This window comes from Legionella cherrii, assembly GCF_900635815.1.
GTDB classification, from domain to species: domain Bacteria; phylum Pseudomonadota; class Gammaproteobacteria; order Legionellales; family Legionellaceae; genus Legionella; species Legionella cherrii.
Map to the genome: position 1 here is coordinate 2,845,752 of NZ_LR134173.1, position 21,425 is coordinate 2,867,176.

The following is a 21,425-nucleotide window of genomic DNA, read 5'->3' on the forward strand; positions in this document are numbered from 1 at the left end:
TTAAGCCCCATCCTGAGAGTGGTTTAATAGGGTTTTAATATATTGACTCACTTCAGTTATTTCTTTATTTGTAATAAATGCAGTCGTACTTAAAGTAACCAGTCCCTTACATAACTTATCGGCATTAGGATAACTTTCTGCTGATTTATCACTTAAATAAGGGCGTAAATACGCATAATCAGGTAGTATTTGGGCAAACATTAAAGATACACCAGAAGCTTGTAACAACAAATTGGGAAAAACTACTTTCCGTGGAACAGATAGAATTAGGGAGAGAAATGGATATGTTGCTTTGTCTTGGGCCGCTTCTTCTCTAAGTACCCGAATGGCGTTGCACGAAGCCAATGCATCTAAGTAGCAGGATGCTTTTTGTCTTTGCGCTTCAATTTCCTTAGGCATTCGCAAAAAATTAGCAAATCCCAAATAGGCTCGGAGATTAGACACCTTGTGAATAGGAAAATCAATTGAAAACTCTTCATTTAAAGCACGAATCCAATTGTTTTGATGAGCCCAAATTGACTGTGGCAAAGTATATATCCAAAAGAATAAACAGGGCCGATACAATAACCAATATCCCAGAAGTTGTATGACTCTCCAACATTCAAGAAAAGGGTTTGGATGCTCGTGGGTATTAATCGTCTTTTGCAACACCTCTTTAAACCGGTGATGTTTGCTTGCCAGCAAACCTCCTTCATAAAAAGTTGCACCTTTTCCTGCTGCAAAACTAAAAATAGCAAAATCACCCCAGCTACCTACCGGTTGATTTCCTGCTATAGCGCCAAATGCTTGCGCAGCATCCTCAATCAGAAAAATAGGCTTAGGTGCTCGTTGTATCATTGCACTTACCTTTTCAATTTGAGCTGGAATACCTCCCAAATGAGTGACCAAAACAGCGGCGATGTCTTCATTTGAATTACATAACTGGCTCAATTGTTCGAGATCGAAATTGAAATCAATGCCATTTGAGTCACATAGCTGTACTTTAAAACCAGCACGCACAATAGCGAAAACAACCAGTGGACATGTATAAGCTGGAATTATGATGGTTCTCGATGCCGTTAAATGGCTTATTGATTTCAAGAGAAGATATAACGCAGCGGTTCCGGAGTTTGTGAAATGAACATAAGGCACACCTAACTGTTGAGCACAGTTCTGCTCGAGAGTTGCTTTCGAATCTTTGAGCCGATGACGATTATTCCAAAAATCCTTACCATAGATTCTGTATCCAGCGGTTGGAGGTAATGCATGGATAAATGTACGTAAATAATGATACCATTTCGGCTTAGGAGGCTTTTGAGGAAGCGCTTCTGGATGTGCCTTCAGATAAGTTGCAAGCTCAGGCGAGAGATTGCTCCAAGTAAGATTATTCTTTAACTGTTTTATAAGCCATTGCATCATTACGGAATGACTTTTTACTGCATTATAATATGGGAGTAGTTGACTTCCCATATCTAATTTAGCTGTGTACTGATTTTGACCATCAAATAAATGTTTGATGTGATTCTCAATACAATATTCAATCACTTTTTTTTGAAGCAAAAAATAATGGCCATTATTTGGAGAAAATTTTTTCGTATTAAAACCATAAAAAACTTGAAATAAACTGTCATGAGTTTGCAAACATTGAACTACATTAATTATGGCTTGACTCACCTTGTCCCGTAATCCTATATAGATAAAGTGGTGATCCTTTGAAGAACTCTTGAAATAATCCTGATTGACATGATCAAAAGTTATCTTGCTGGTGGCATATTTTTCCCAAATATGCTCAAAACATTCATAAAGTAGAGCAAGTTCTTTTTCATTAGGTTCCTGTATAATAAACAACTCGCAATGGTTTTGGTGACTTTGACGTAGCTTGCGTTTCATTTTTTTTCTTAGAAAGTAAGGCTTATGTTGCAGGAACTCATCAAAATTAGATCCTTTAATCTCACTAAAAACATCAGGAAAAGAACATAATGTGAAATACTTTTGGGGGGATAAATGATCGCAGACATGCTTCTCAAAATCTTTCCAAACAATAACTGATGCTCCCAGCCGTTTACTTTGCAGGTCAATTTCATGGGCAATTTGAGATTGTAATCCCTCAAAATGATAATGCTCGTTAAGCCCGATTACACCATAGTCAACATAAGATCCAATAAAAAAAAACCTTTGAAAACGAAAAGCATAAATATACTTGTCAAAGAAACCGATGATACTTGAGATAAAATCAGGCATCACAAAATCTATAGGAATTGATTTGAGAAATGTAGGGACTAATGCTACCGGCCTATCTTGCTCATAGAATACAGCATAATAAAACTGGGTTTTGTCAGGCAGGTTGGCTTGATCAAGTGCACTATACCAAGACTGAATGTGTCGCTCGTCACGAATTAATTTATTCCAGATATCAGGCTCAATTTCACTCGCCTTTGTATACCAAATACAGTGCAAATGTCCCATATTCTCCGCGTTCCCAGTACTGCGTTATTTGATGCTCATATCGGCAAATAGAATTTTCACCTTTTAGTATAGTCAAAAATTCGAATCATCCAGATTACTCATCCAGCAAAATTATATAAATTGACTATAGTTAGTATATCTTACTCAATTTGTTCAATTAACTATGAATATTAATTCACTGCTACAGAAAGATGCTCAATATTGTTCTTTCGGAGATACAGTCCATTATGCGAATCCTCCAAAAATTTTTAGTAACTGCCAAGGAAGTTATCTTTATGATGAGAAAGGCATTCCCTATTTAGATCTGCAAATGTGGTATTCAGCGGTTAACTTTGGATACAAAAACCCACGTCTTAGTAATGCCTTAAAGCAACAACTGGATAACTTACCTCAGCTTGCATGCCAATATCTGCATAAAGAAAAGGTAGAACTGGCAGAAGCTATTTGTACTAATATCGAACAAAGAACCGGTGCTAAAGGACGCGTGCAGTTCAATGTGGGAGGCTCCCAAGCCATTGAAGATGCACTCAAACTGGTTCGTAATGAAAAGAAGAAAAACTTGATGTTCGCTTTTATGGGCGGATATCATGGCCGAACACTAGGTGCCTCTTCCATCACCTCAAGCTACCGTTATCGACGCAGATTTGGCCATTTCTCTGATAAAGCATCCTTTCAGCCCTTTCCCTATTGTTTCCGTTGTCCTTATGAAATGAAACGTGAGACCTGCGGCCTATACTGTATGAATCAGTTTAAAAAATTATTTGAAACAGAATATTATGCCGTCTGGGATGATAAGACCAAGGAAGCAGAATATGCAGCGTTTTTTGTCGAATTCATACAAGGTACTGGTGGTTATGTCATTCCACCTCCAGAGTATTTTAAAGAACTGGCACAATTTCTTAAGGAAAAAGAGATTTTGTTGGTTGCAGATGAAATTCAAATGGGTTTCCACCGTACTGGTAAATTTTGGTCCTTTGAACACTACGGGATCACTCCAGACATCGTTGTTTTCGGCAAAGCCTTAACGAATGGTTTAAACCCCATTGCCGGAATTTGGGCCAGGGAGGAACTCATTTCCCCAGAAAAATTTCCTCCAGGATCGACTCATTCTACCTACTCTTCCAATCCATTGGGAACTGCGATTGGTCTTGAAGTGATGAACATGTTGGCGGAAAAAAATTATGAGCAACAGGTCAATGAAAAAGGAGCTTATTTTCTAAATAAACTGATTGAACTTAAAAAACGCTGGAAAATGATCGGTCATGTCGATGGGATTGGTCTGGCTCTACGTATCGAGTTATGTAAAGAAGATGGTTTTACTCCTAATCGAGAATTAGCCGATGCAATTTTCAATGCAGGATTACGTGGCGATCTTCAGGTCAATGGACAAGCTTACGGGCTCGTACTGGATATTGGCGGTTACTATAAAAATACATTTACTTTAGCGCCCTCTTTAGAAATCAGTAAAGAGGAAATTGACTTAGGCATCATTCTTCTAGAACAATTACTCATGCAATGCAAGGCAGCATAGGTCGGTCTTAGCCTCCTGAGGTTTAGTCCTCTTTCATCCTGTAATTACCACGCAGGATGAAAGACTGCCATTGTTTATAAACCATGAATTGTTTCGTCAGAATAAACTGGACTAGTAATTAAAGAAAACTTTCAAGTTGTTCGCATTGAAATAGGTTTACCAGATCCAAAAAGTCATTAAACTCTAAATGCTTTATTTGATATTGTTGGCAATACGTTAATAAATATTCCTTCGCAAATACGAAATCAACTTGATGTGCTAAACAAACATCAGATTTGCCATTACCAATTAAAATCGATTTGCCTGAGTCATTAAATTGCTGTTCATGAAAGATATGACATTTACATAAACCACACCTTGATTTGCACTGTTTCACTTCAAAAGGGAAACTAATCGCAACACCCTCTTTAAGAAATGAAAAATGATTTGAGTAATAAGGTATTGAAAGAAGTCCATGTTTTTTTAGCAGATACTCGATGGGATAATCAATACCATCACTAACGATAATAAGTTTTGCCTTGTTTTGCATTAAAGTGCAAAATTCAATAAAACCAGCATCAATTTCAATATGTTCTAATTCATACCTAATTTCAGGTTCCATCCCTCGAATCATCGCATATTGCGCTTGCATGCAGTCTTTGGAGCTGATACGCCCACAAAGCCAATCTTGCTCGATTTGATTAAAATCACCCTGTGCGAATTTTTCTAATAAGCTGTCTGTAGTATCCGTTTTCGTAATCGTTCCATCAAAATCTATAAAAATATTCAAGATATATACCTTACCTTTCTTAATTTGCTGTTTTGCGTGATAAAGCGAATCAAATGAAGCGCAACAAGCTCTTTTTCATTATCCAGAGTAATAATATGGTATGAATTGTTTAAATAAACGATTTCTATTAATTCCGAACCTATATGATTTTTAACATATTCAGCATTTCTGTAACTTGCCATATCATCGTCTAAGGAATGGACAACCAGGATGGGACTCTTAATGTGAGCCAATTTTCCTTGAATATGTTTAATCAACTTATCCACTTCATACAACCCAAGCGCAGGGACTATCATATTACCGGTTTTAGCAATATTTTTTTCTTTACCTTTCGCCAATAAGGATGCAATTGACTCTCGTATTGCCTCATTTTTAATTCCGTAAGGCGCTTTATCCTGAACTTTATAAATATGACGCAAATAACTGTGAATCATTATGGACTGAAATACACGTTGCCATCTTGAAATATTCCAACCATCATAAAAAAATACAGGACTTAATAGGATCACACCTGCTATACGATCTGGGTATTCTAAAGCTAGATTCAAGGCAAGCAGGCTACCTGCAGAAAGGCCCGCAACAAATATCGTTTCACAATGCTGTGACAATAAATCATAGGCCTTTTTAACAGACATATACCAATCTTGCCAGCTGGTTTTTTTGAGATCACGATAACTGGAACAATGTCCGGCTAATTGAGGAACAGCAACGGTTATATCCGACCGAGCTAATTGAAATGCCAATTCACTTACTTCACCGGGGGTTCCGCTATAACCATGTATTAATAGAATACCAACCTCTTTACGCTTTAGTAAAAAACCATGAGCACCCAGCTCTTCCTGATAAGGATTAAAATGTACAATTTGATGTTCCACTGGTTCTTTACTGCTCATAATGCTGTTACAAATCAGATGAATTGAGGGATAGGTTTCTATTAAGTTGGGATCTACCTGACAATGAAATGTTTGCTCTAAATCTGCTAATAACTCAAAATAACCAATTGAATCTATCCCCAGCTCAATTAAAGGCTGCTCTAATGAGATTTTATGTTGTGGTATCGATGTCTTCAAAGCAATTTGCTCTAATAACCAGGATTGGATCTCGTTCTCTGTAATGCGATTTGTTTTGGAGTCAATAACTGACTCAGTGAGAGGCTGATTCAATTTGATCTGTTCTAAATCATATTTTTCACTTTGATACTCATACAGCATCGGTAAGCTTTGATTGATATAAGAGTCCTTCATGGCATTACGTTGTAACTTACCACTCGTCGTTTTTAGGGTTGCGCGAGCAGGTAATAAGACAATGGAATAAGGGGTTATGGCAAAAGTTTGAGTGATTACTTTTCTTACCGCCAAACAAATGTCTTCATATTCTTTTTTAGGGGTACCGGATTTTATCTCAGCCAAAATAATTAATTTTTCTTCTTTGTCTTTAAAAATAGAAAATGCAGTACAACAACCCGGTTTAATCGAGCCATGGGCCGAACTTGCTTTAAACTCGATATCATGAGGGTAGAAATTTTTACCATGGATGACAATAAGTTGTTTCATTCGTCCGGTAACGTATAACTCACCTTGATGAAGAAAACCTAAATCTCCCGTTCTAAGAAAGGTCCGCTGATCTTCAGTTTGATAAAAAATTGTTTTATTTAATTCCTCATGATGCCAATACCCCGAAGAAACACTAGGACCAGCAACTAATATCTCACCTACTTCATTTTCATCGCCAAATTGACCGGTACTCAGATTAAGAATTTTTACGTCTAAGCTAGGGGTTCCATGGCTCAGTAAAATTTTGCTGTCTGTGTCGCTTTTTTTAGTGAGGGTTACTTTGTTTAGACCTAAATCTGACTGGGAAACAATTAACTTATGCAGGTGTCCCTGGGGTTGTCGCACAGAGACCATTACGGTCGATTCTGCCAGGCCATAGGAAGGTGAAAAACTGCTTTTTTTAAATCCACAGGATTTAAAAGCCTGATAAAAACGTTCAAGGGTCTCATAATGGATTGGCTCAGCTCCATTCACAGCCACCCGCCAACAGCTTAAGTCTAAAGTTTTCTTTTGACGATCCGTAATTTTTCTCAGGCAGTACTCATAGGCAAAATTAGGTCCTCCGCTCACATCAGCACGAAATGTATTGATCTCGTGCAACCAAGAATAGGGATTTTTAAGAAATTTCAAGGGTGACATCAACAGACAAGGGACACCATAAATAATCGGTAAAATAATATGCCCAATCAAGCCCATATCATGATAAGGAGGTAACCAAGACACACCTCGACTATCCTGATGAACTCCATAGCCTTTAATGATTAATTGTATGTTATGCAATAAATTCTGATGGGTATTTATTACCCCTTTCGGCAAACCTGTGGATCCAGAAGTATACTGTAAAAAAACAATGGAACCCGGATCCGTTGCATTGAACTCCATCTGAGCGAATGAGTTCGTGTGATAAGAAGAACAATTTATCAGCTTAAGTTTTTCTACATCCCAATTTAATTGTTCGGACTGTCTTCCTAAAATATAAATTAATAATTTTTTAATCGGCAAAAATTGCATGACTTTTTTAAGAATCTTCAAATTGTATAGTTTCTTATAAAGCTCTTGCGTAGTTAGAAGAATACTCGGCTGTGCATCAACAATAATACCTTGTAATTTTTCGATTAATCCTTGATTCAATGGAGGGTAGCTCGGAACGCTAATTACCCCAGCATAAGCACAGGCAAAAAATGCGATAACAAATTCCAAACCTGGTGGGTAAATCAATAAAGCGCGCTCCCCCTTTTGAGTATTGTTCATAATTAGCCGCGCTAAGGAACGAGACTCAGATTGCAGCTTACTATAACTTAACTCCTCTCTCACCCCATCTTCATTGAGGTAATATAAAGCAACTGAGTTTGGTGTTCTTCGGGCGTGAAGATCTAAAGCGTCAGTTAGAAGCATTAATTGACTTAACTCTAATTCTGATAACGACATAGGACAACCCAAATAGAAGTATTATTTGACACATTTTTAATAATTCTAGACCATTTTTGACCATATTGTGGCGATGGTTAGTATTTAATCCATTATCAATTAACCGCATCGTCTGCCGTAACAATAGATGCGAATTATTTACGGCCTGCTTTTGCGCGGCATTCAATTTTTATGCAAATCTTTCGGACATATTGTCCAGTAGAGTGTTTCATGATACGGAAGTGTTCTATAATTCTCTGCGCTGAATTAGAGCCGATTCAACACTAAGAGTTGAGCTGGTGATGCGTGTCATGAAATTGTTTTATCTATTGAAAACAACAATCTTGAAAATTTCTCCATGAGGTGAGTTCAACCAGTGTCCACCCTTCCCGCAGTAATGATAAAATTTTGATGAGTACTCTTTTCGAAGGGCAAGCAAAATTTCCTAAACAAGGTTTCTTGAATCAAACTAGAGCGATGCTCAATAGCCAATCAACTACGGCACAGCTTCATCAAATTGTTTGTCCAACATTAATTATGTACGGCAGGCAAGATAGTGCATTTACTTTAGAGTCACAACAATCTATGAAAGAGGCGATTCCTTCAGCAAAATTAGCAATTATTGAAGATTGTGGTCATATGCTCCATGTTGAGCAGCCTCAAGCAGTAACCTCATTATTGAAATTTTGGCTAGAAGACCAAATCAAGTAAATGATGGTCAAGTTTTGTGAGATTAATTCATGATCTATATCATTTTCTTCACTTCATAAATAACACTCTGGAAAATGATGTATCAGCCATTAATTTTCTAAATTCTACATAGAGTTAGACAGACTATAAACAGACTTATCCACAGAAAATGTGAATAACTCACAAAGGAATATTGCACTTTAAAAGAAAAATAAACGAGATGGGGTCTGGTTTGAGGGCAGGCGTTAAGTAGCAATTCTGTAGTGGATTGAGCGTAGATATCCACACACGGATGTTTGAAAAGAGCATAGACCTAGTTATCTTAACAAATAAAAAATAAAAAAACAGTCTTGACTCGAACAATTTTTATTTTTTATTTTTGCTTGGCCTTCATCGACAGTGAGTACACGATTAAAAATCCAATAAAAATCGACTTTATGTATAAATTATTCAAAAGAATACTCGAAAAGAACCAGCAAAATGGTGTAAAATTGAGCAATTGTTACTATGTACGTAGGATATTTCTTTGAAATCAGTTGATATTGAAAAAAGCTTACAGGCCCTGGACACCCGCGTATCTACAGTTGAAAAAATTATTGGCAGTGTATCGCCAATCTCGCCAGTAAAGCAATCTAAGTTAATTAAAAATAAAAAAAGTGTAGACCGCTCCAAATCAACACCGAAACCGATGTCAGGAAATTGGCTGGGATTAGTCGCCTCAGTATGTTTTATTTTAGCTGCTTGTTTCATAGTTAAATTATCCATTGAATCAGGATGGCTAACTCATGAAAAACAGCTTGGCGTAGCTACTCTGTTTGGAATGGCATTATTTACAGGAGGGATTGTTATTTCCACTGCAGATAGAATATACGCATGTTTTTTACCAGCTGCAGGTGCCACCGTACTTTATTTTACTGGTTTTGCTGCATATCAGTATTATCTATTCATTTCATTTCAAACGGTTATTGCCATCACCACCATTGTCTCTGGAATTTCAATTTTGTTTTATCTAAGGTTTAGGCATGATATTTATGCCATTATAGCTGCCTTGGGTGCTTATATTGTTCCCATTGTTTCAGGCGTTGAAAATAATACTTTATTTTCTTTATATTACTTCACAATTTGTTCTTTAAACTTCGCAACCCTTGCTATTTGGGTGGAGTCACGCACCTTAACGATGATTTCAGCGTACTTAGCAATATCAATCACTGCGGTGATTGGGCTAAAGCTGGATCAAGATGTATTAATTGCTGCAGTACTTGCTATTAATTTTTTTATCTACTCAATAGGCACCCTCTTTTATACTCAATTGACCAAGAAACAACTTACTGAGAAAGAATCTTGGAGTCTTTTCCCTGTATTACTTATTTTCTATGCAATGGAATATTATTATCTCAGCCGTATTGATCAGACTATAGCCTCGTGTGGCTCTCTAGCTGCAGCAGCCCTTTTAATTGGACTCTATTATTCAGCTAAAAGATGGCTTCCTGAACGTCGCTTTAATAGCCGTAACGTATTATTGACCTTTGTAACACTTGTTTGTTTCCATTCGATCTACCTTGGACTTTTACCCTCAACTCTAAAACCTTGGCTTTTCCCTTTGATTGTTTTTGGATATGCCTTTGGACATACCAAAATAAGCTCGATTAAATGGAGCATTCCTCTTTTAATTCCATTCGTGGCACTTTCTGCAATTTTGGGTATTGAATATTTAAATATATTAGGCCATTTGCTTAGTAGTAGAGCATTATCCTGGTCGGTTGTAGCGTGGGCTTCTTTTGTTAGCATTTGGTTCCTATTGATACGAAATCGTAAGGAGTTGGGTCATAAAGAAGAATATTGTTATGCTTTACTGGGAGCGGCACATCTTTTTGCAATAATGAGCCTCTACCAGCTTACCACTGACTATGGAACCTTAGCAGTATCTGCCTCTTGGCTTGCATACGTACTCATCATTTTACAGGTTTCAACATTGAGAAATGATGTCCTCATTGCAAAATCGGTACTGATTGTTTTATTTTTTGCTGCGGGTAAGGCCCTACTTTATGATGCATCATCAACACCAACAATCATTCGAACATTATCTCTAATTCTCACCGGTGTGGTGTTATATGCTTCAGGTTTGGTTATCAGGAAAAAAACGAACTGGCAAGGCAGATTCATAAAGAATTGCTCTTATGAACATACTAAAACGGATTAATTATCAAAGAATTATAAAATTCAATGCAAACTAAGCGGTAATTTATGAGTACCGAATCAAACACGGTCACTATGAATGTCACGGTGTACGGCTCAAAAATGGAAGAAATTTGCGCATTTTTAATGTTGATAATATAATCATATTGATGCGTTTTGCATCTAAATATAAGATAAGGAGTTCTAAATGAAGATCAAATCATCAACAGCTGCATTAATTGCTATCAGTATGATTGCAGCCTTTGGAACAGCCCAAGCAGGATGCTATAAACATGAGCCCGGATGGCACATGGTATCAAAAAAATGCAACATCAAACCTGCTGAAACCTGGCAACAATATGAGAGTGGGGTCTACACTCAACCCCTTGGAAAAAGCTTATTCTCAATGAGTAGATAGTATTACTATTCAATCAATGGGTTTTGACTCAGTTAAAACCCATTTTTAGCATATATCCTATCGATACCTTCTCCCCCGAGGAGAGAAGGTAAGTTTCTTGTTCTAGCCTCGAAATTGTGTGAATAATTTCAAAGTTTTTTCTTTGGATAGCTGTCCAACAGAGCTTAATTGAGTCAGTGAATGTCCTTGCGTATCATAAAACAGCATAGTGGGTATACCATAAATATGGAACGCTTGACGAATCATTGCGACTGCGGCTGTTTTTTCACTAATATCAACGCGAAGATTTACTGAATCGTGCATGGCATCAATGACTTCGGGTTGATTAAAAACATACTTATCCATAGCCTGGCAATCACTGCACCACCCCGCAAAAAACTCTATAAAAACACGTTGATTTTTTGCCTTGGCTTCAGCTAACTTGGCATTAATCTCTTCAAGCGTATGCACCATAACAAAGGGAGCATGCATTACAGGCTTCTGAATGGAAGTGGGTGTAAACGCATGATAAGCCAAAGCCCCTGCTCCCATCATGGATAATAAAGCCAATCCTTGCAACAGTCGTCCAGCTAGATGATGTTCTTGACGAAAAGCACCAAAGATCCATGAGCTCACGAGCAAGACAGTAACCCAAAGTACATTAATCCAAAACGGTGGTGCAACACGACTCAATAGCCAGACAGCCATGGCAAACATCATTAGGGCAAATATTTGTTTGATGCGAACCATCCATGGGCCTGAGCTCGGTAAAAAACGACCATAACCAGCCCCTACAATCAATAAAGGCATTCCCATTCCCAAAGCCAAAACAAAGAGCAATAAACCACCTTGAGCAACATGATGGCTCTGCGAAATATAGGTCAGAATGCCAATTAATGGTGCTGTGACACACGGGGATACAACCAAGGTGGATAATACTCCCATCACCGTAGCAGAGATAATTCCGTATTGGCGTGAGTTGTGTGACGCAACCTGATTAAAAATTGGAATGCGCAATTCAAATACACCCAACAGCCATAAGCCCATAAGCGTCAATAAAATACTAAAGCTTCCAATAATTATCGGCTGCTGCATTAACGTTTGCACGGTAGATCCAAACCATGCTGCCAACATTCCCGCTATAGCATAAGTAATCGCCATCCCCATCACATAGCCCAAAGACAATTTAAAAGCTTGCCTTCCTGTACTTGCACCCTGGCCGGTAATGATACTGGATAGAATCGGCACCATAGGTAGAACACAAGGTGTAAATGCCAGCAGCACACCAAGGAAAAAGAATGCCGTCAGATAAAAAATTGGACTATGGTTTTGGATAAATATCAATGCATCTGCAGGATTTGCACTGCCAATTCCCGCAAAAACAGAAAAGGGAATACAGGCCATCAATGATGACACAATTAGTTTTTTCATTTTTGATTCCTCAATAATTGATTTTTTGAATTTTAAAAATTAAAAAGAAACCAAAATGGGAGGGCGATAAATTTCGTCTAATGGTGAATTATATTTAGAGCAAATGAGAAGAAAGCTTAATAGACCCACGAGGCTTCGAATTATCCAGGATGAAGCCAAATGAAATTCATCCTTAAGCCAATAAGAAGAAGAAAAACAACTACTGCTCATCGATTGCTGCAAAGAACAAGGCGTTACTGAAAAAGAAAAAGCTATCGGTGCCTGTATTTTTTGTTTCGGACAGGTTGGCATTTTGAGTGGTGCAAGAAAGACAGCACTCATGAGTAGCAATAGGATTAGCGAGCGGTATTTGTTCCTCATTAGACGACCATAGCATAATGACTATAATAAAATCAACGGCCTCTTTTTCGAAAAAGAGTGGATAAAGGATAGGTGAACTGATATGCAGCGCCCATAAGGGAGACGGGTTTACATTGGTTCTTGCGATCACTATTTATATTACATATTAAATTGTTGAGATTGCTCTTTTCCCAAGGTTTCATCCAAATACTCCATAAATTTATTAACTTGCTCTTTGTCATTAGGATCAAGGGCTGCAAGTCTTTGATAAAACGCCTCTACCTGAGGATCTCGGCCACGCACTCCTTTATGAAATGCTTCCGTAATGAAATTATCTGACTTCTTCCACTGTGCTAACTCGATTAGTTTTGTTAACCTTGTATCTGCTGTTTCCCGATTCCATTCAGAGACGCCAATTATTTTTCCCATTTCTTGTATGCCTTTAACCTCAGGATATTGGCTACAAAACTCAGATATTTTTTGACATATCTGTTGTTTTTCAGCTATACTGCTATTTTGTGTTTTACATTCCTTTATATTTGCCCTATATTCAGTGGCTGCATTTTTTTTATCTGAGAAAGTACCGCCGCCTTGTTTCTGAGATAATACTTCATCAGTTTTCGAAGTAGATGCTTGAGTTTGTTTTGCCAATAATGCTTTATCTAGTCGTTCATTTAAATGTTCAAGAGCCTCTCCACTGTTATAGCCGGCGTCCACTTTAACTTTACCAATTTGAAAATCATTCCTTGCATTTATTCCTAGCTCGGCCTCAATATGTGGCCAAGGAATTCTATCCTCTTCTGGTAAATGATCTCTGAATTTCTTAAGTGTGTCTTCAAATGCCTCTTTACCCGCTTCCCTCCCTTGATTGTCATAATCTGTTGTGGAGACCTGTTGGATATGAGTACAAAAAACTCCATCAATACTCGCCTCCCACTGAACTTTATTTTCTTTCATCAGTTCACTTAATTTTAAGGCAACTTGTTGATTTTCCTCACTTATCTTGTCCCTATATTCTTTTGCCTTTTGAGGCTCACCTATTTTCTCTAATACGTTAATAATTGCAGCAGGTTTATAATCAGCCCCATAAGCCCGTGGAACTTTTGACACTAGATTGAGTTGATCACTTGAACCAGCCTCCCCTAATACAGTAAATATTTGTTGGAATATTTTTTCAGCTTCCTCATCATTTTCAGTAGTTATTTTACATCTGACTCCATTAGCATCAGCAATCCACTGACACTCAATATTATTCTCCTGCATTTTAACTTGTAATAATTTAGCTATGTCTTCGTGGAGCTGTGTTCTGCTCATAATAAATCTCACTCAATACAACTTTTATATAAATATAGTACATAATTTCTTAATTCATTTTCTTTCTTTAAACACAGAGTCATAGAACTTCGAGATTGATAAAACATGATCAAAAAATTATGAGCTATATTTAAAAAAGAAGTAGCATTTCCTTTGAGTTTATTATGAGTCAAGAAAAAATCAGTGTCGTTTCACGAAGAGAACAAATCCATCAACAACTCGCTGAGCTCTTACAAAAAAGAGAAAAAGGCATTCAATGGACTGCTGATGCCAGTGGTGTGTATTGTAAAATTGATAATAAAAATGAACTTCATAATGAACTATTTAGTAAAATGACAGCTAATGATTGTAATCCAGATACTCTAGAACGGGTTTCAAAGTCTCACCGTGAAGCCTCGGATAAAGATCCAGCGAAAGTTAGGGCGTTTAAACAAAGATTAGCGCATGGTGAGTGGTTTGAAATGGGTTACACATCTGCTACAAAGGTTAAACAATTATTGAAAGAAGTAGGTGAGGAGGAACTCGCTGAGGAATATTCTAAAATGGTACTCGAAGAAAATACACAAATTGCAGCGAATTTAACTAAACTAATGAATAAAGACGGAATTCGTTGGGATGCAGAAGTTGATCGGGTGCGATGTTCTCCTCCACTAAAAAATCCTGAAAAATTTTATGAGGCAAGGGAAAGTGCTTCCAGAGACTTTGTAAATAATTTTGAAAACATACTGAAGTCCCGTGGAATTACTGTGATACCAAAAATAGATATTAAGGTGGGAAATTACGGAGGAAATGGTGTTAGCATAGAAGCAAGTTTCACAAAAGGAAAAGATCTTGAGGTCCTTAAACAACAGACAGAGGCTTTAGCTAAAAAACCTAATTGTGTGACCACTCATTTTAGGAATAGTTTGCGAGATAAGTATCCCAGTGAAAAAGATATAGAAAACGTTTGTCAAAAGATACTCGAATTTTGCCAAGAAAATCCTAAAGTTAATGGATTAGATAAAATGATGATGGAGTTGGCCAGACCAGGGGATAAACGCGCAATATTAGAAAAACTTATTGATTTAGCAGATTGGAAAAAATCAGATTCTGAATTTACTAAAGAGATTCATCGAAGACGGGGAAGAGACCCTAAGGTCGAGGATTTTTATCAAAAACTTGCAGCTCTTAATCCTAATGACAAAGGACAAGTTACACAATTTATGCAGGATTTTGACAGTACGATGCATAAGGAACAAACTTCAACGCTGAGTAATAATTAATTGCAAATTCAAAACTAATTCAATTGATAATCGATGTAGTTTTAACCAGCAGATGCCATGTTTTTTATCCAAAATCACCGTTCAATTTTTTAAAAGTTTATTTTTTATACTCATATTACACAGCACTAATCCGACTTCGATTGTATTGGCTTAAATAGAACAAACGGCTTGCAATTCCTCTGAGCCTAAATTGATAAGATTGATTTGGGTGCCCGATTCGGCACTGACCGAGACACTGCTGTTATTTTTTACCCTAACTAATGTCCCCTGCCCTGTGGACAATTTTTTCCCATTGATAGTGCCACTATTTTTGATCACATTAATTTTAATTTTACTGTTATTTGGATGGCTACATTGAACAACACATGTCGCATTGAGTGTCCAGAGCGTATTATTAGCAAGTAGCTTCGTTTCATTGGGACTCAATTTAAATGTTTTTTGTGACGCATTGGATTGCGAACAGAACAATCCTATGATAATGAAAAGAGAGAGGGTCATAATTTTATTCACATTGCATCCTTAATGACGTTAACGCCCAAGCTGATTAACTATTGAATATCGAGTTCATATTTTATACAAATAACCTTAAGGTTTTATTAAGAACTATCGAAGAATTCGGGTCACCTTGTCATGAGCAAAGGCTCCATCAACCCTCAGACAATCCTGTTGCTGTTGCGTACTTGCAGTCAATGCAAATTATACCTTTAATTTTGTGTTACATTTATAATATGGCTATCACCTTTGCGCTAGGGAGCAATTTGAAACCATTTTCCCATGTGAATATAATTATCAAGCTTGTTTTAACGAGCATAATAGTTATTATTTTCGGATTAATCCGTATCTTGGCATGGAGTCATTATTCTATTTTTTTAGGGTTTGGACCTTTTTATCTCGCAGTGATGCTCCCTGCTTTATGGGGTGGGTTTTATGCAGGTATATTCGCAACATTTTTTAGTTGTTTTTTTGTTTATTATTCTAGCTTTATTCAGCCTGTTTACATTGACGAACATAGTTCCATACTAACGCTTATTTACTTTTGTGTTAATGGGACTATTTTATCGTTAGTGGGAGAATATTTCAGATTTACACTAAAAAAGATGAAATCGGCCTTATCTAAGGCAAAACGTTTGTCCGATGCGCTAGATAATATCCCACTATATGTGTATATGAAAGACCTTAATCACCACTATATCTATGCTAATAAACCAACGCTTAAGTTGTTTCAATGCTCTGAATCAGAACTAGCAAATTTGGATGATAATCATTTCTTTCCTGAGGCCACCGTGAAACGGTTGCATGAGATTGATAATAGGGTATTTTACCAGCAGATAACCACGCAAGAAGAAATTCACAGCATAGGACGTGATGGTCATTCTCGTGTGTATTGGGAGGTAAAAACACCGCTATATGAAGAAGACGATAACCATAAGATATATGGTTTGTGCGGTGTATCTACCGATATCACCCAACGGAAAATTAATGAAGATGTACTTCGGGAATCTGAAGAACGCTTTCATTCTGTGTTTGAAGCTGCTGCTATAGGGATGGCAATTGTTGACATTAATGGACGTTTTGTTCAGGTTAATAAGGCATTGTGTCAGCTTGTAGGATATACATCGGATGAGCTGTTGAAAAAAACATTCATAGACATTACACATCCTGATGATCTCGAGACCGATCTTGGGTATGTGAAACAATTATTAGATGGAACACTCAGTAGTTATCAATTAGAAAAAAGATACTCCCATAAAGACGGCCGCATCATTTGGATTTTATTAACCGGCTCAGTAGTCCATGATACAAATAAAAAAGTCAAATATTTCATTGCGCAAATTATGGATATAACCCAGCAAAAATCCCTGATAACCAAATTAGAACAGCATGCTAATCAAGATTTTCTTACAGGATTAAATAATAGAAGATATTTCATTGAGCAAGCTGAGTTAGAATTTCAACGCGCGAGACGTATGAAATATAACATAGCTATTTTAATGGTAGATATTGATTATTTTAAGAAAGTAAATGACATGAACGGACATAAAGTGGGTGACCTAGTTTTACAGCATTTTAGCACGTTTTTGAAGCAGGATTTACGGAGTACTGATTTGGTAGGTCGCATTGGTGGCGAGGAATTTGCCATTATCCTACCTAATATTTTGGAGAAAAATGCTGTTGAAGTAGCGGAAAAGCTTCGGGCTCTCATTGAAAAGAGTCCTTTTGACGTGCCATCAGGACAAAAAATAAACTACACCATCTCAATAGGCGTCTATCTTTCGAATGTTATGGATGCTACGGTTGAAGAATGCTTATATGAAGCGGATAAGGCATTGTATCAAGCGAAAAATTCAGGTCGAAACCGCGTGTATTCTATTGTGGGAAACCTTCGTTAGCGACCGGGGTATGCATGAATTCAGATATAAAGAAGCGGATTTTTTTTCTAGCTAATCTTTTGATACGAGTACGGAAAGTTAAAAACTTACGCTCTATTTTTTGAGTATTACGTTTTCCTCTTCGTGTTGCTCAAAGGGTACTAATCGTTGATAAGCAGTTTCCTAAACGGGTTATGGATATGGAGTGTTTGTGGCAACTCAAAGTAAATCCCACGCCCTGTTGTTGGCTTGGGTCGATGTTTATCAATCAACACAAAATGAGCTCATTGTTAATTTATAGCGTAACCGAGCATTTATTCTAAATTGAAGAGTATCGACAGCATGGCTATGATTTTGACTTTAGATTGCTTTAGCTACACTCACTGTGCGGTAATTGAATTGACTTGTTAGAACAGACCCGTCTTATTCAAGGGTAATACGGGTTGCAATTTTTTATACTTTTGCGATACCGATTTTAATGTGCACCAGTTACCCTCATATTAATGGAGGAGTTCCTCATCGACTGCAATTAATTTGCAGCCGCTTGCACTGAATTGGTTACATATCTTTAAAGCTTTTTGTTCCGCTATTTCTTTGGTAGGTTGACCTGATCGCCATCCGTAAGACCTGTTTTCCGAAACAGCAAACGCTTTATGGGGTGGAGCAGTCCTATAGGTTAAAAATGCTTTTTTTGCACTATTTGATAAATAACCTGGTGTTTTTAACGAAGAGACCGGTAACACAAGTGGTGAATTAACAAGGATTAATTGATTACTTTTTAAAAAAAGATCTACCATAGGTGCCCATTGCGGGATTCCGGCTTTTGAGAATAAAAAGTGCCCTTCCTTACCAAATGAATTTGCTTGGATAAAGACCGCGTTTCCACCAGCACCAGTAAATGCAGTAAATAGCTTTTTCGCCAGCTGCGGATTAAAAAAATGATCGTTTTTCGCATAGATCCATAATGTAGGAACTTTTGAGCCTTTGCCAAATTGAGCAAATGTTGAAATAAGAGCATTCTCATTGCATACCTTATTATCAGATGATGAACCACGTCCACCTGCAAAATTTATGACCGCTTTTAATCCTGGTGGAGGGTTCAGTGCGGTGAGTGCAATGGAAGCAAAACCTCCAGCTGAAACTCCTACAGCAATGAATTTGCTGGTATCAAATTGTTTTAATGTGCCCAAAAAGTCCACTGATGCATTCAAGTCTTCTACTGCTGATTGGGCTGCTTTCATATAATTAGGATTGTTACATGAACCTAAACCTTCAGCCCACCCGCCACCGGAGCTACCATAACCCCTCCGTAAAACCACGGCAACAGAATAACCACGACGTGCAAACTCGTAAGCTATGGGTAAATAAGAGAGTGCCGTCATATTAGGGCGATCTTGTGGATTTCGGGGTGAGCCATGGCTAATAAGCGCTAATGGATGTTTGATCTTATCATCTGAAAAGACCAGCAAGGCTTCAAGTTTTACTGGACCGTTCGCAGTATTCATTGGTAGATATGTTTCTTTCCAAATCAATGTTGAATATGCCAAATTGGGTATGAGTAGGGTCGTAACCAAAATTAAAACAAACCCTCGAATCTTCATATACTCTCCTTGTAAACAATGATGTAATGGTTTGATTTCCCGATTGAATTAGCGGCTATTTCTTTCAATGCCTAAGCTTTATGTATACCAATAGCTAATAAAAACCAACCAAAAATAAAGAACAGACCACCAATCGGAGTGGCAAGGCCAACGGCTTTTACTGTACACAAACTCAGTAAATATAAGCTTCCTGAAAAGAAGAAAATTCCTGCAAGAAATAACCATCCTGAAATTTGTATGAATCGGTTATTAAATTGCACAAGAAGCATCCCATCAAATAATAAAGCCAAACTATGTATCATCTGATAGAAAACTCCTGTTTTAAAAACATCCATCTGCAAATCACTAAACCGTGTCTTTAATACATGTGCAGCAAAGGCGCCGAGAATGGTAGCAACCATTGCTAATAAAGCTCCGAGTGTAATAAAACGTTTCGAAGTGAGTACTGTAGAATTAATGTTCATCCGTCCTTCTCAAAGGATTAAATAGATTAACTAGTCAGGACACTAGCATAACATCTTAATAAATCATATGTTTTTTTAAGTGAAGAAAGAATGAAATAAACAAATAGAAGTTAAAAAAAAAGCCCGTATTCGACGGGCTTTTCTTTTTAAGCTTGTTGGCCTTGACTCACACCAACAGGAGTAACCATCTCAGCCTCAGCATCTGTGGAGGTAAATTGAGTTTCCTTACATAACCTGACGTACTCTTTGTGGGTAATTAATAAATAAAATAGTGCAGATATCACAAGAATGTAATAAGCATTTTGGTAAAAATAAATTAACCACAAATAGGTCAGAAATGGCGTTGTTAATACGAGTAATGTGCTTGTCTTCATGCGCCGTGTAACCTGAATTCCTCCATAAATAACCATTAAAATTAAAATGGACAAATTCATCTTGAGAAAATCATTTGCTGGTAAAGTACTCATCATGACACCAAGAATACAAAAAACGATTAAACCAAATATCCTGGTATTGGGTTTGATAGCTCCCATGCTAATCGGTGCAGCCATATACCCAATTAAATGATAACCAGTAACAATCACCATGAGTGAGGCCCAACTATCGGAGTTCCAGAGAAATATTGCAGTTAAGGTAAAATTAATGAGCAAGGAACGACGACACAAATTATATTTAGGATGTAATTTAGTAATCGAACGGCTAGGCATTTGTCCCTCTTTAGCCATGGCATAAAACATTCGCGAAGCACCACCTAAATAAGAGTATCCAGTGCCTGATGGACTCACAATACTATCAGCAATGAGCAGCATCGCTAAAAAGTGCACGCCCATCAACATGGCTAAATTAATCAGAGGTGAATGAAAATTCAGACTACTCCAACCTCCGGCTAACATGTCATGAGGAACTGCCCCCATAAAGGATAATTGAAGTAACATATAAACTAACATGACGATGACAATTGAGAGAACGATTGATAAAGGAATGTTCCTCTTGGGGTTCTCCATCTCACTTGCAAAAGCTACGGCCAATTGGAATCCATTGTACGAATAGATGAGTCCAGCTGAAATAATTGCAGTAATTGCTGAGCCAATGCCATATTGAGTGTTGGTATCTAAGCTAAAGTTGCTTGTGTCAAAACGCATGATCAAAAAGATCATAATCGTAAAAATCGGGCTGAGAATTTTTACTACCGTAATCGTATTATTAATCTTGGTTAATAATTTAATGCCAAAGTAATTAATGAATAAATAAATGACTAAGATCCCCAGCGCAAACAATTTACCGTAAATCGTGAGGCTATTTGCTGCCATCAAGGTATCACTTTTGATAGTGGCAGCTAAATATTGTGTGGTGGCCTGAGCTTCTGTACCAATCGTGACCATGAGTCCAAACCAGTTTGCAAACGCAAACGGCATACCAAAAATACTATTATGTGATAAGGCACTGGACCGAGCTGTAGCCCCACGGACTGGGAAAATCGAGGCGACCTGTGCCAGGCATAGTCCCACGGCCATCACCAATAATGCCGCTAAAATCCATGCAAGAAATGAATAATTTCCCGCAATCTTAGCGTTTAATTGAGCGCTAAAGAGCCATCCTGATCCAACCATGGCCGTAGCAGAAAGCGCTGTTGCACTAAACAATGAAATTTTGGCATGCTTACAACTTGAACTCATAA

The 21,425-nt window shown here is 37.5% G+C and carries 16 protein-coding genes and 1 pseudogene; 6 read left to right on the top strand and 11 right to left on the bottom strand.

Translation table 11 applies throughout. The features are described 5' to 3' along the window. Positions 1 to 2,445: a DegT/DnrJ/EryC1/StrS family aminotransferase gene (locus EL022_RS12085; protein WP_028380322.1), complete on the bottom strand. Its 2,445-nt coding sequence runs from the start codon at positions 2,443 to 2,445 to the stop codon at positions 1 to 3. 163 nt (positions 2,446 to 2,608) lie between these two features. On the opposite strand from EL022_RS12085, the gene EL022_RS12090 reads away from it, so the two are divergent. Continuing rightward, positions 2,609 to 3,976: an aspartate aminotransferase family protein gene (locus EL022_RS12090; protein WP_028380321.1), complete on the top strand. Its 1,368-nt coding sequence runs from the start codon at positions 2,609 to 2,611 to the stop codon at positions 3,974 to 3,976. Between the two features lie 118 nt (positions 3,977 to 4,094). Here EL022_RS12090 and EL022_RS12095 read toward each other — a convergent pair whose 3' ends face one another. After that, the gene (locus EL022_RS12095; RefSeq protein ID WP_051544410.1) at positions 4,095 to 4,745 is read right to left on the bottom strand and encodes an MtnX-like HAD-IB family phosphatase; all 651 of its coding nucleotides are present in this window, start codon (positions 4,743 to 4,745) and stop codon (positions 4,095 to 4,097) included. Continuing rightward, positions 4,742 to 7,726 (bottom strand): alpha/beta fold hydrolase, encoded by a 2,985-nt coding sequence (locus tag EL022_RS12100; RefSeq protein ID WP_051544409.1) that lies wholly within the window; start codon positions 7,724 to 7,726, stop codon positions 4,742 to 4,744. The genes EL022_RS12095 and EL022_RS12100 overlap by 4 nt, the downstream gene beginning before the upstream one ends. A gap of 390 nt (positions 7,727 to 8,116) precedes the next feature. Here EL022_RS12100 and EL022_RS12105 point away from each other — a divergent pair, with 390 nt between their 5' ends. The 3 genes from EL022_RS12105 (at position 8,117) to EL022_RS12115 (ending at position 10,988) form a co-directional block, all read left to right on the top strand. Then, the gene (locus EL022_RS12105) at positions 8,117 to 8,416 is read left to right on the top strand and encodes an alpha/beta fold hydrolase (protein ID WP_028380320.1); all 300 of its coding nucleotides are present in this window, start codon (positions 8,117 to 8,119) and stop codon (positions 8,414 to 8,416) included. Positions 8,417 to 8,921: 505 nt separating this feature from the next. Next, positions 8,922 to 10,595: a DUF2339 domain-containing protein gene (locus EL022_RS12110; protein WP_028380319.1), complete on the top strand. Its 1,674-nt coding sequence runs from the start codon at positions 8,922 to 8,924 to the stop codon at positions 10,593 to 10,595. Positions 10,596 to 10,778: 183 nt separating this feature from the next. After that, entirely contained in the window at positions 10,779 to 10,988 is a 210-nt protein-coding gene (locus EL022_RS12115) for a hypothetical protein (RefSeq protein ID WP_028380318.1), read from the top strand. Between the two features lie 102 nt (positions 10,989 to 11,090). On the opposite strand, the gene dsbD is transcribed toward EL022_RS12115, so the two are convergent. From dsbD to EL022_RS12130, 3 genes are all read right to left on the bottom strand, one after another. After that, positions 11,091 to 12,398, bottom strand: coding sequence for a protein-disulfide reductase DsbD (gene dsbD / locus EL022_RS12120; protein ID WP_028380317.1), 1,308 nt, complete (start codon positions 12,396 to 12,398; stop codon positions 11,091 to 11,093). Between the two features lie 199 nt (positions 12,399 to 12,597). After that, complete coding sequence (locus tag EL022_RS16150) at positions 12,598 to 12,888, bottom strand: hypothetical protein (protein ID WP_197718063.1); 291 nt, start codon at positions 12,886 to 12,888, stop codon at positions 12,598 to 12,600. Positions 12,889 to 12,896: 8 nt separating this feature from the next. Continuing rightward, positions 12,897 to 14,051 carry a hypothetical protein gene (locus tag EL022_RS12130; protein ID WP_028380315.1) on the bottom strand — a complete coding sequence of 385 codons (1,155 nt, stop codon included), beginning with the start codon at positions 14,049 to 14,051 and terminating at the stop codon, positions 12,897 to 12,899. Between the two features lie 164 nt (positions 14,052 to 14,215). Here EL022_RS12130 and EL022_RS12135 point away from each other — a divergent pair, with 164 nt between their 5' ends. Next, on the top strand, positions 14,216 to 15,313 hold the full coding sequence (locus tag EL022_RS12135) for a hypothetical protein (protein WP_028380314.1): 1,098 nt from the start codon (positions 14,216 to 14,218) through the stop codon (positions 15,311 to 15,313). Positions 15,314 to 15,463: 150 nt separating this feature from the next. Here the strand turns inward: EL022_RS12135 and EL022_RS12140 are convergent, their stop codons facing one another. After that, positions 15,464 to 15,823, bottom strand: coding sequence for a hypothetical protein (locus EL022_RS12140; RefSeq protein ID WP_028380313.1), 360 nt, complete (start codon positions 15,821 to 15,823; stop codon positions 15,464 to 15,466). Positions 15,824 to 16,071: 248 nt separating this feature from the next. On the opposite strand from EL022_RS12140, the gene EL022_RS12145 reads away from it, so the two are divergent. Continuing rightward, positions 16,072 to 17,703, top strand: coding sequence for a diguanylate cyclase (locus tag EL022_RS12145; protein WP_237761300.1), 1,632 nt, complete (start codon positions 16,072 to 16,074; stop codon positions 17,701 to 17,703). Here the strand turns inward: EL022_RS12145 and EL022_RS12150 are convergent. From EL022_RS12150 to EL022_RS12165, 4 genes and pseudogenes are all read right to left on the bottom strand, one after another. Continuing rightward, positions 17,681 to 17,809: pseudogene (locus tag EL022_RS12150) on the bottom strand (IS1 family transposase); the annotation flags it as partial. The gene EL022_RS12145 and the pseudogene EL022_RS12150 overlap by 23 nt on opposite strands. A gap of 373 nt (positions 17,810 to 18,182) precedes the next feature. After that, positions 18,183 to 19,283 carry a serine aminopeptidase domain-containing protein gene (locus EL022_RS12155; protein WP_028380311.1) on the bottom strand — a complete coding sequence of 367 codons (1,101 nt, stop codon included), beginning with the start codon at positions 19,281 to 19,283 and terminating at the stop codon, positions 18,183 to 18,185. Between the two features lie 71 nt (positions 19,284 to 19,354). Then, complete coding sequence (locus EL022_RS12160; RefSeq protein WP_035900429.1) at positions 19,355 to 19,747, bottom strand: DUF423 domain-containing protein; 393 nt, start codon at positions 19,745 to 19,747, stop codon at positions 19,355 to 19,357. A 146-nt stretch (positions 19,748 to 19,893) separates the two neighbouring features. Then, on the bottom strand, positions 19,894 to 21,423 hold the full coding sequence (locus EL022_RS12165; RefSeq protein WP_028380309.1) for an APC family permease: 1,530 nt from the start codon (positions 21,421 to 21,423) through the stop codon (positions 19,894 to 19,896). Positions 21,424 to 21,425 lie beyond the last annotated feature (2 nt).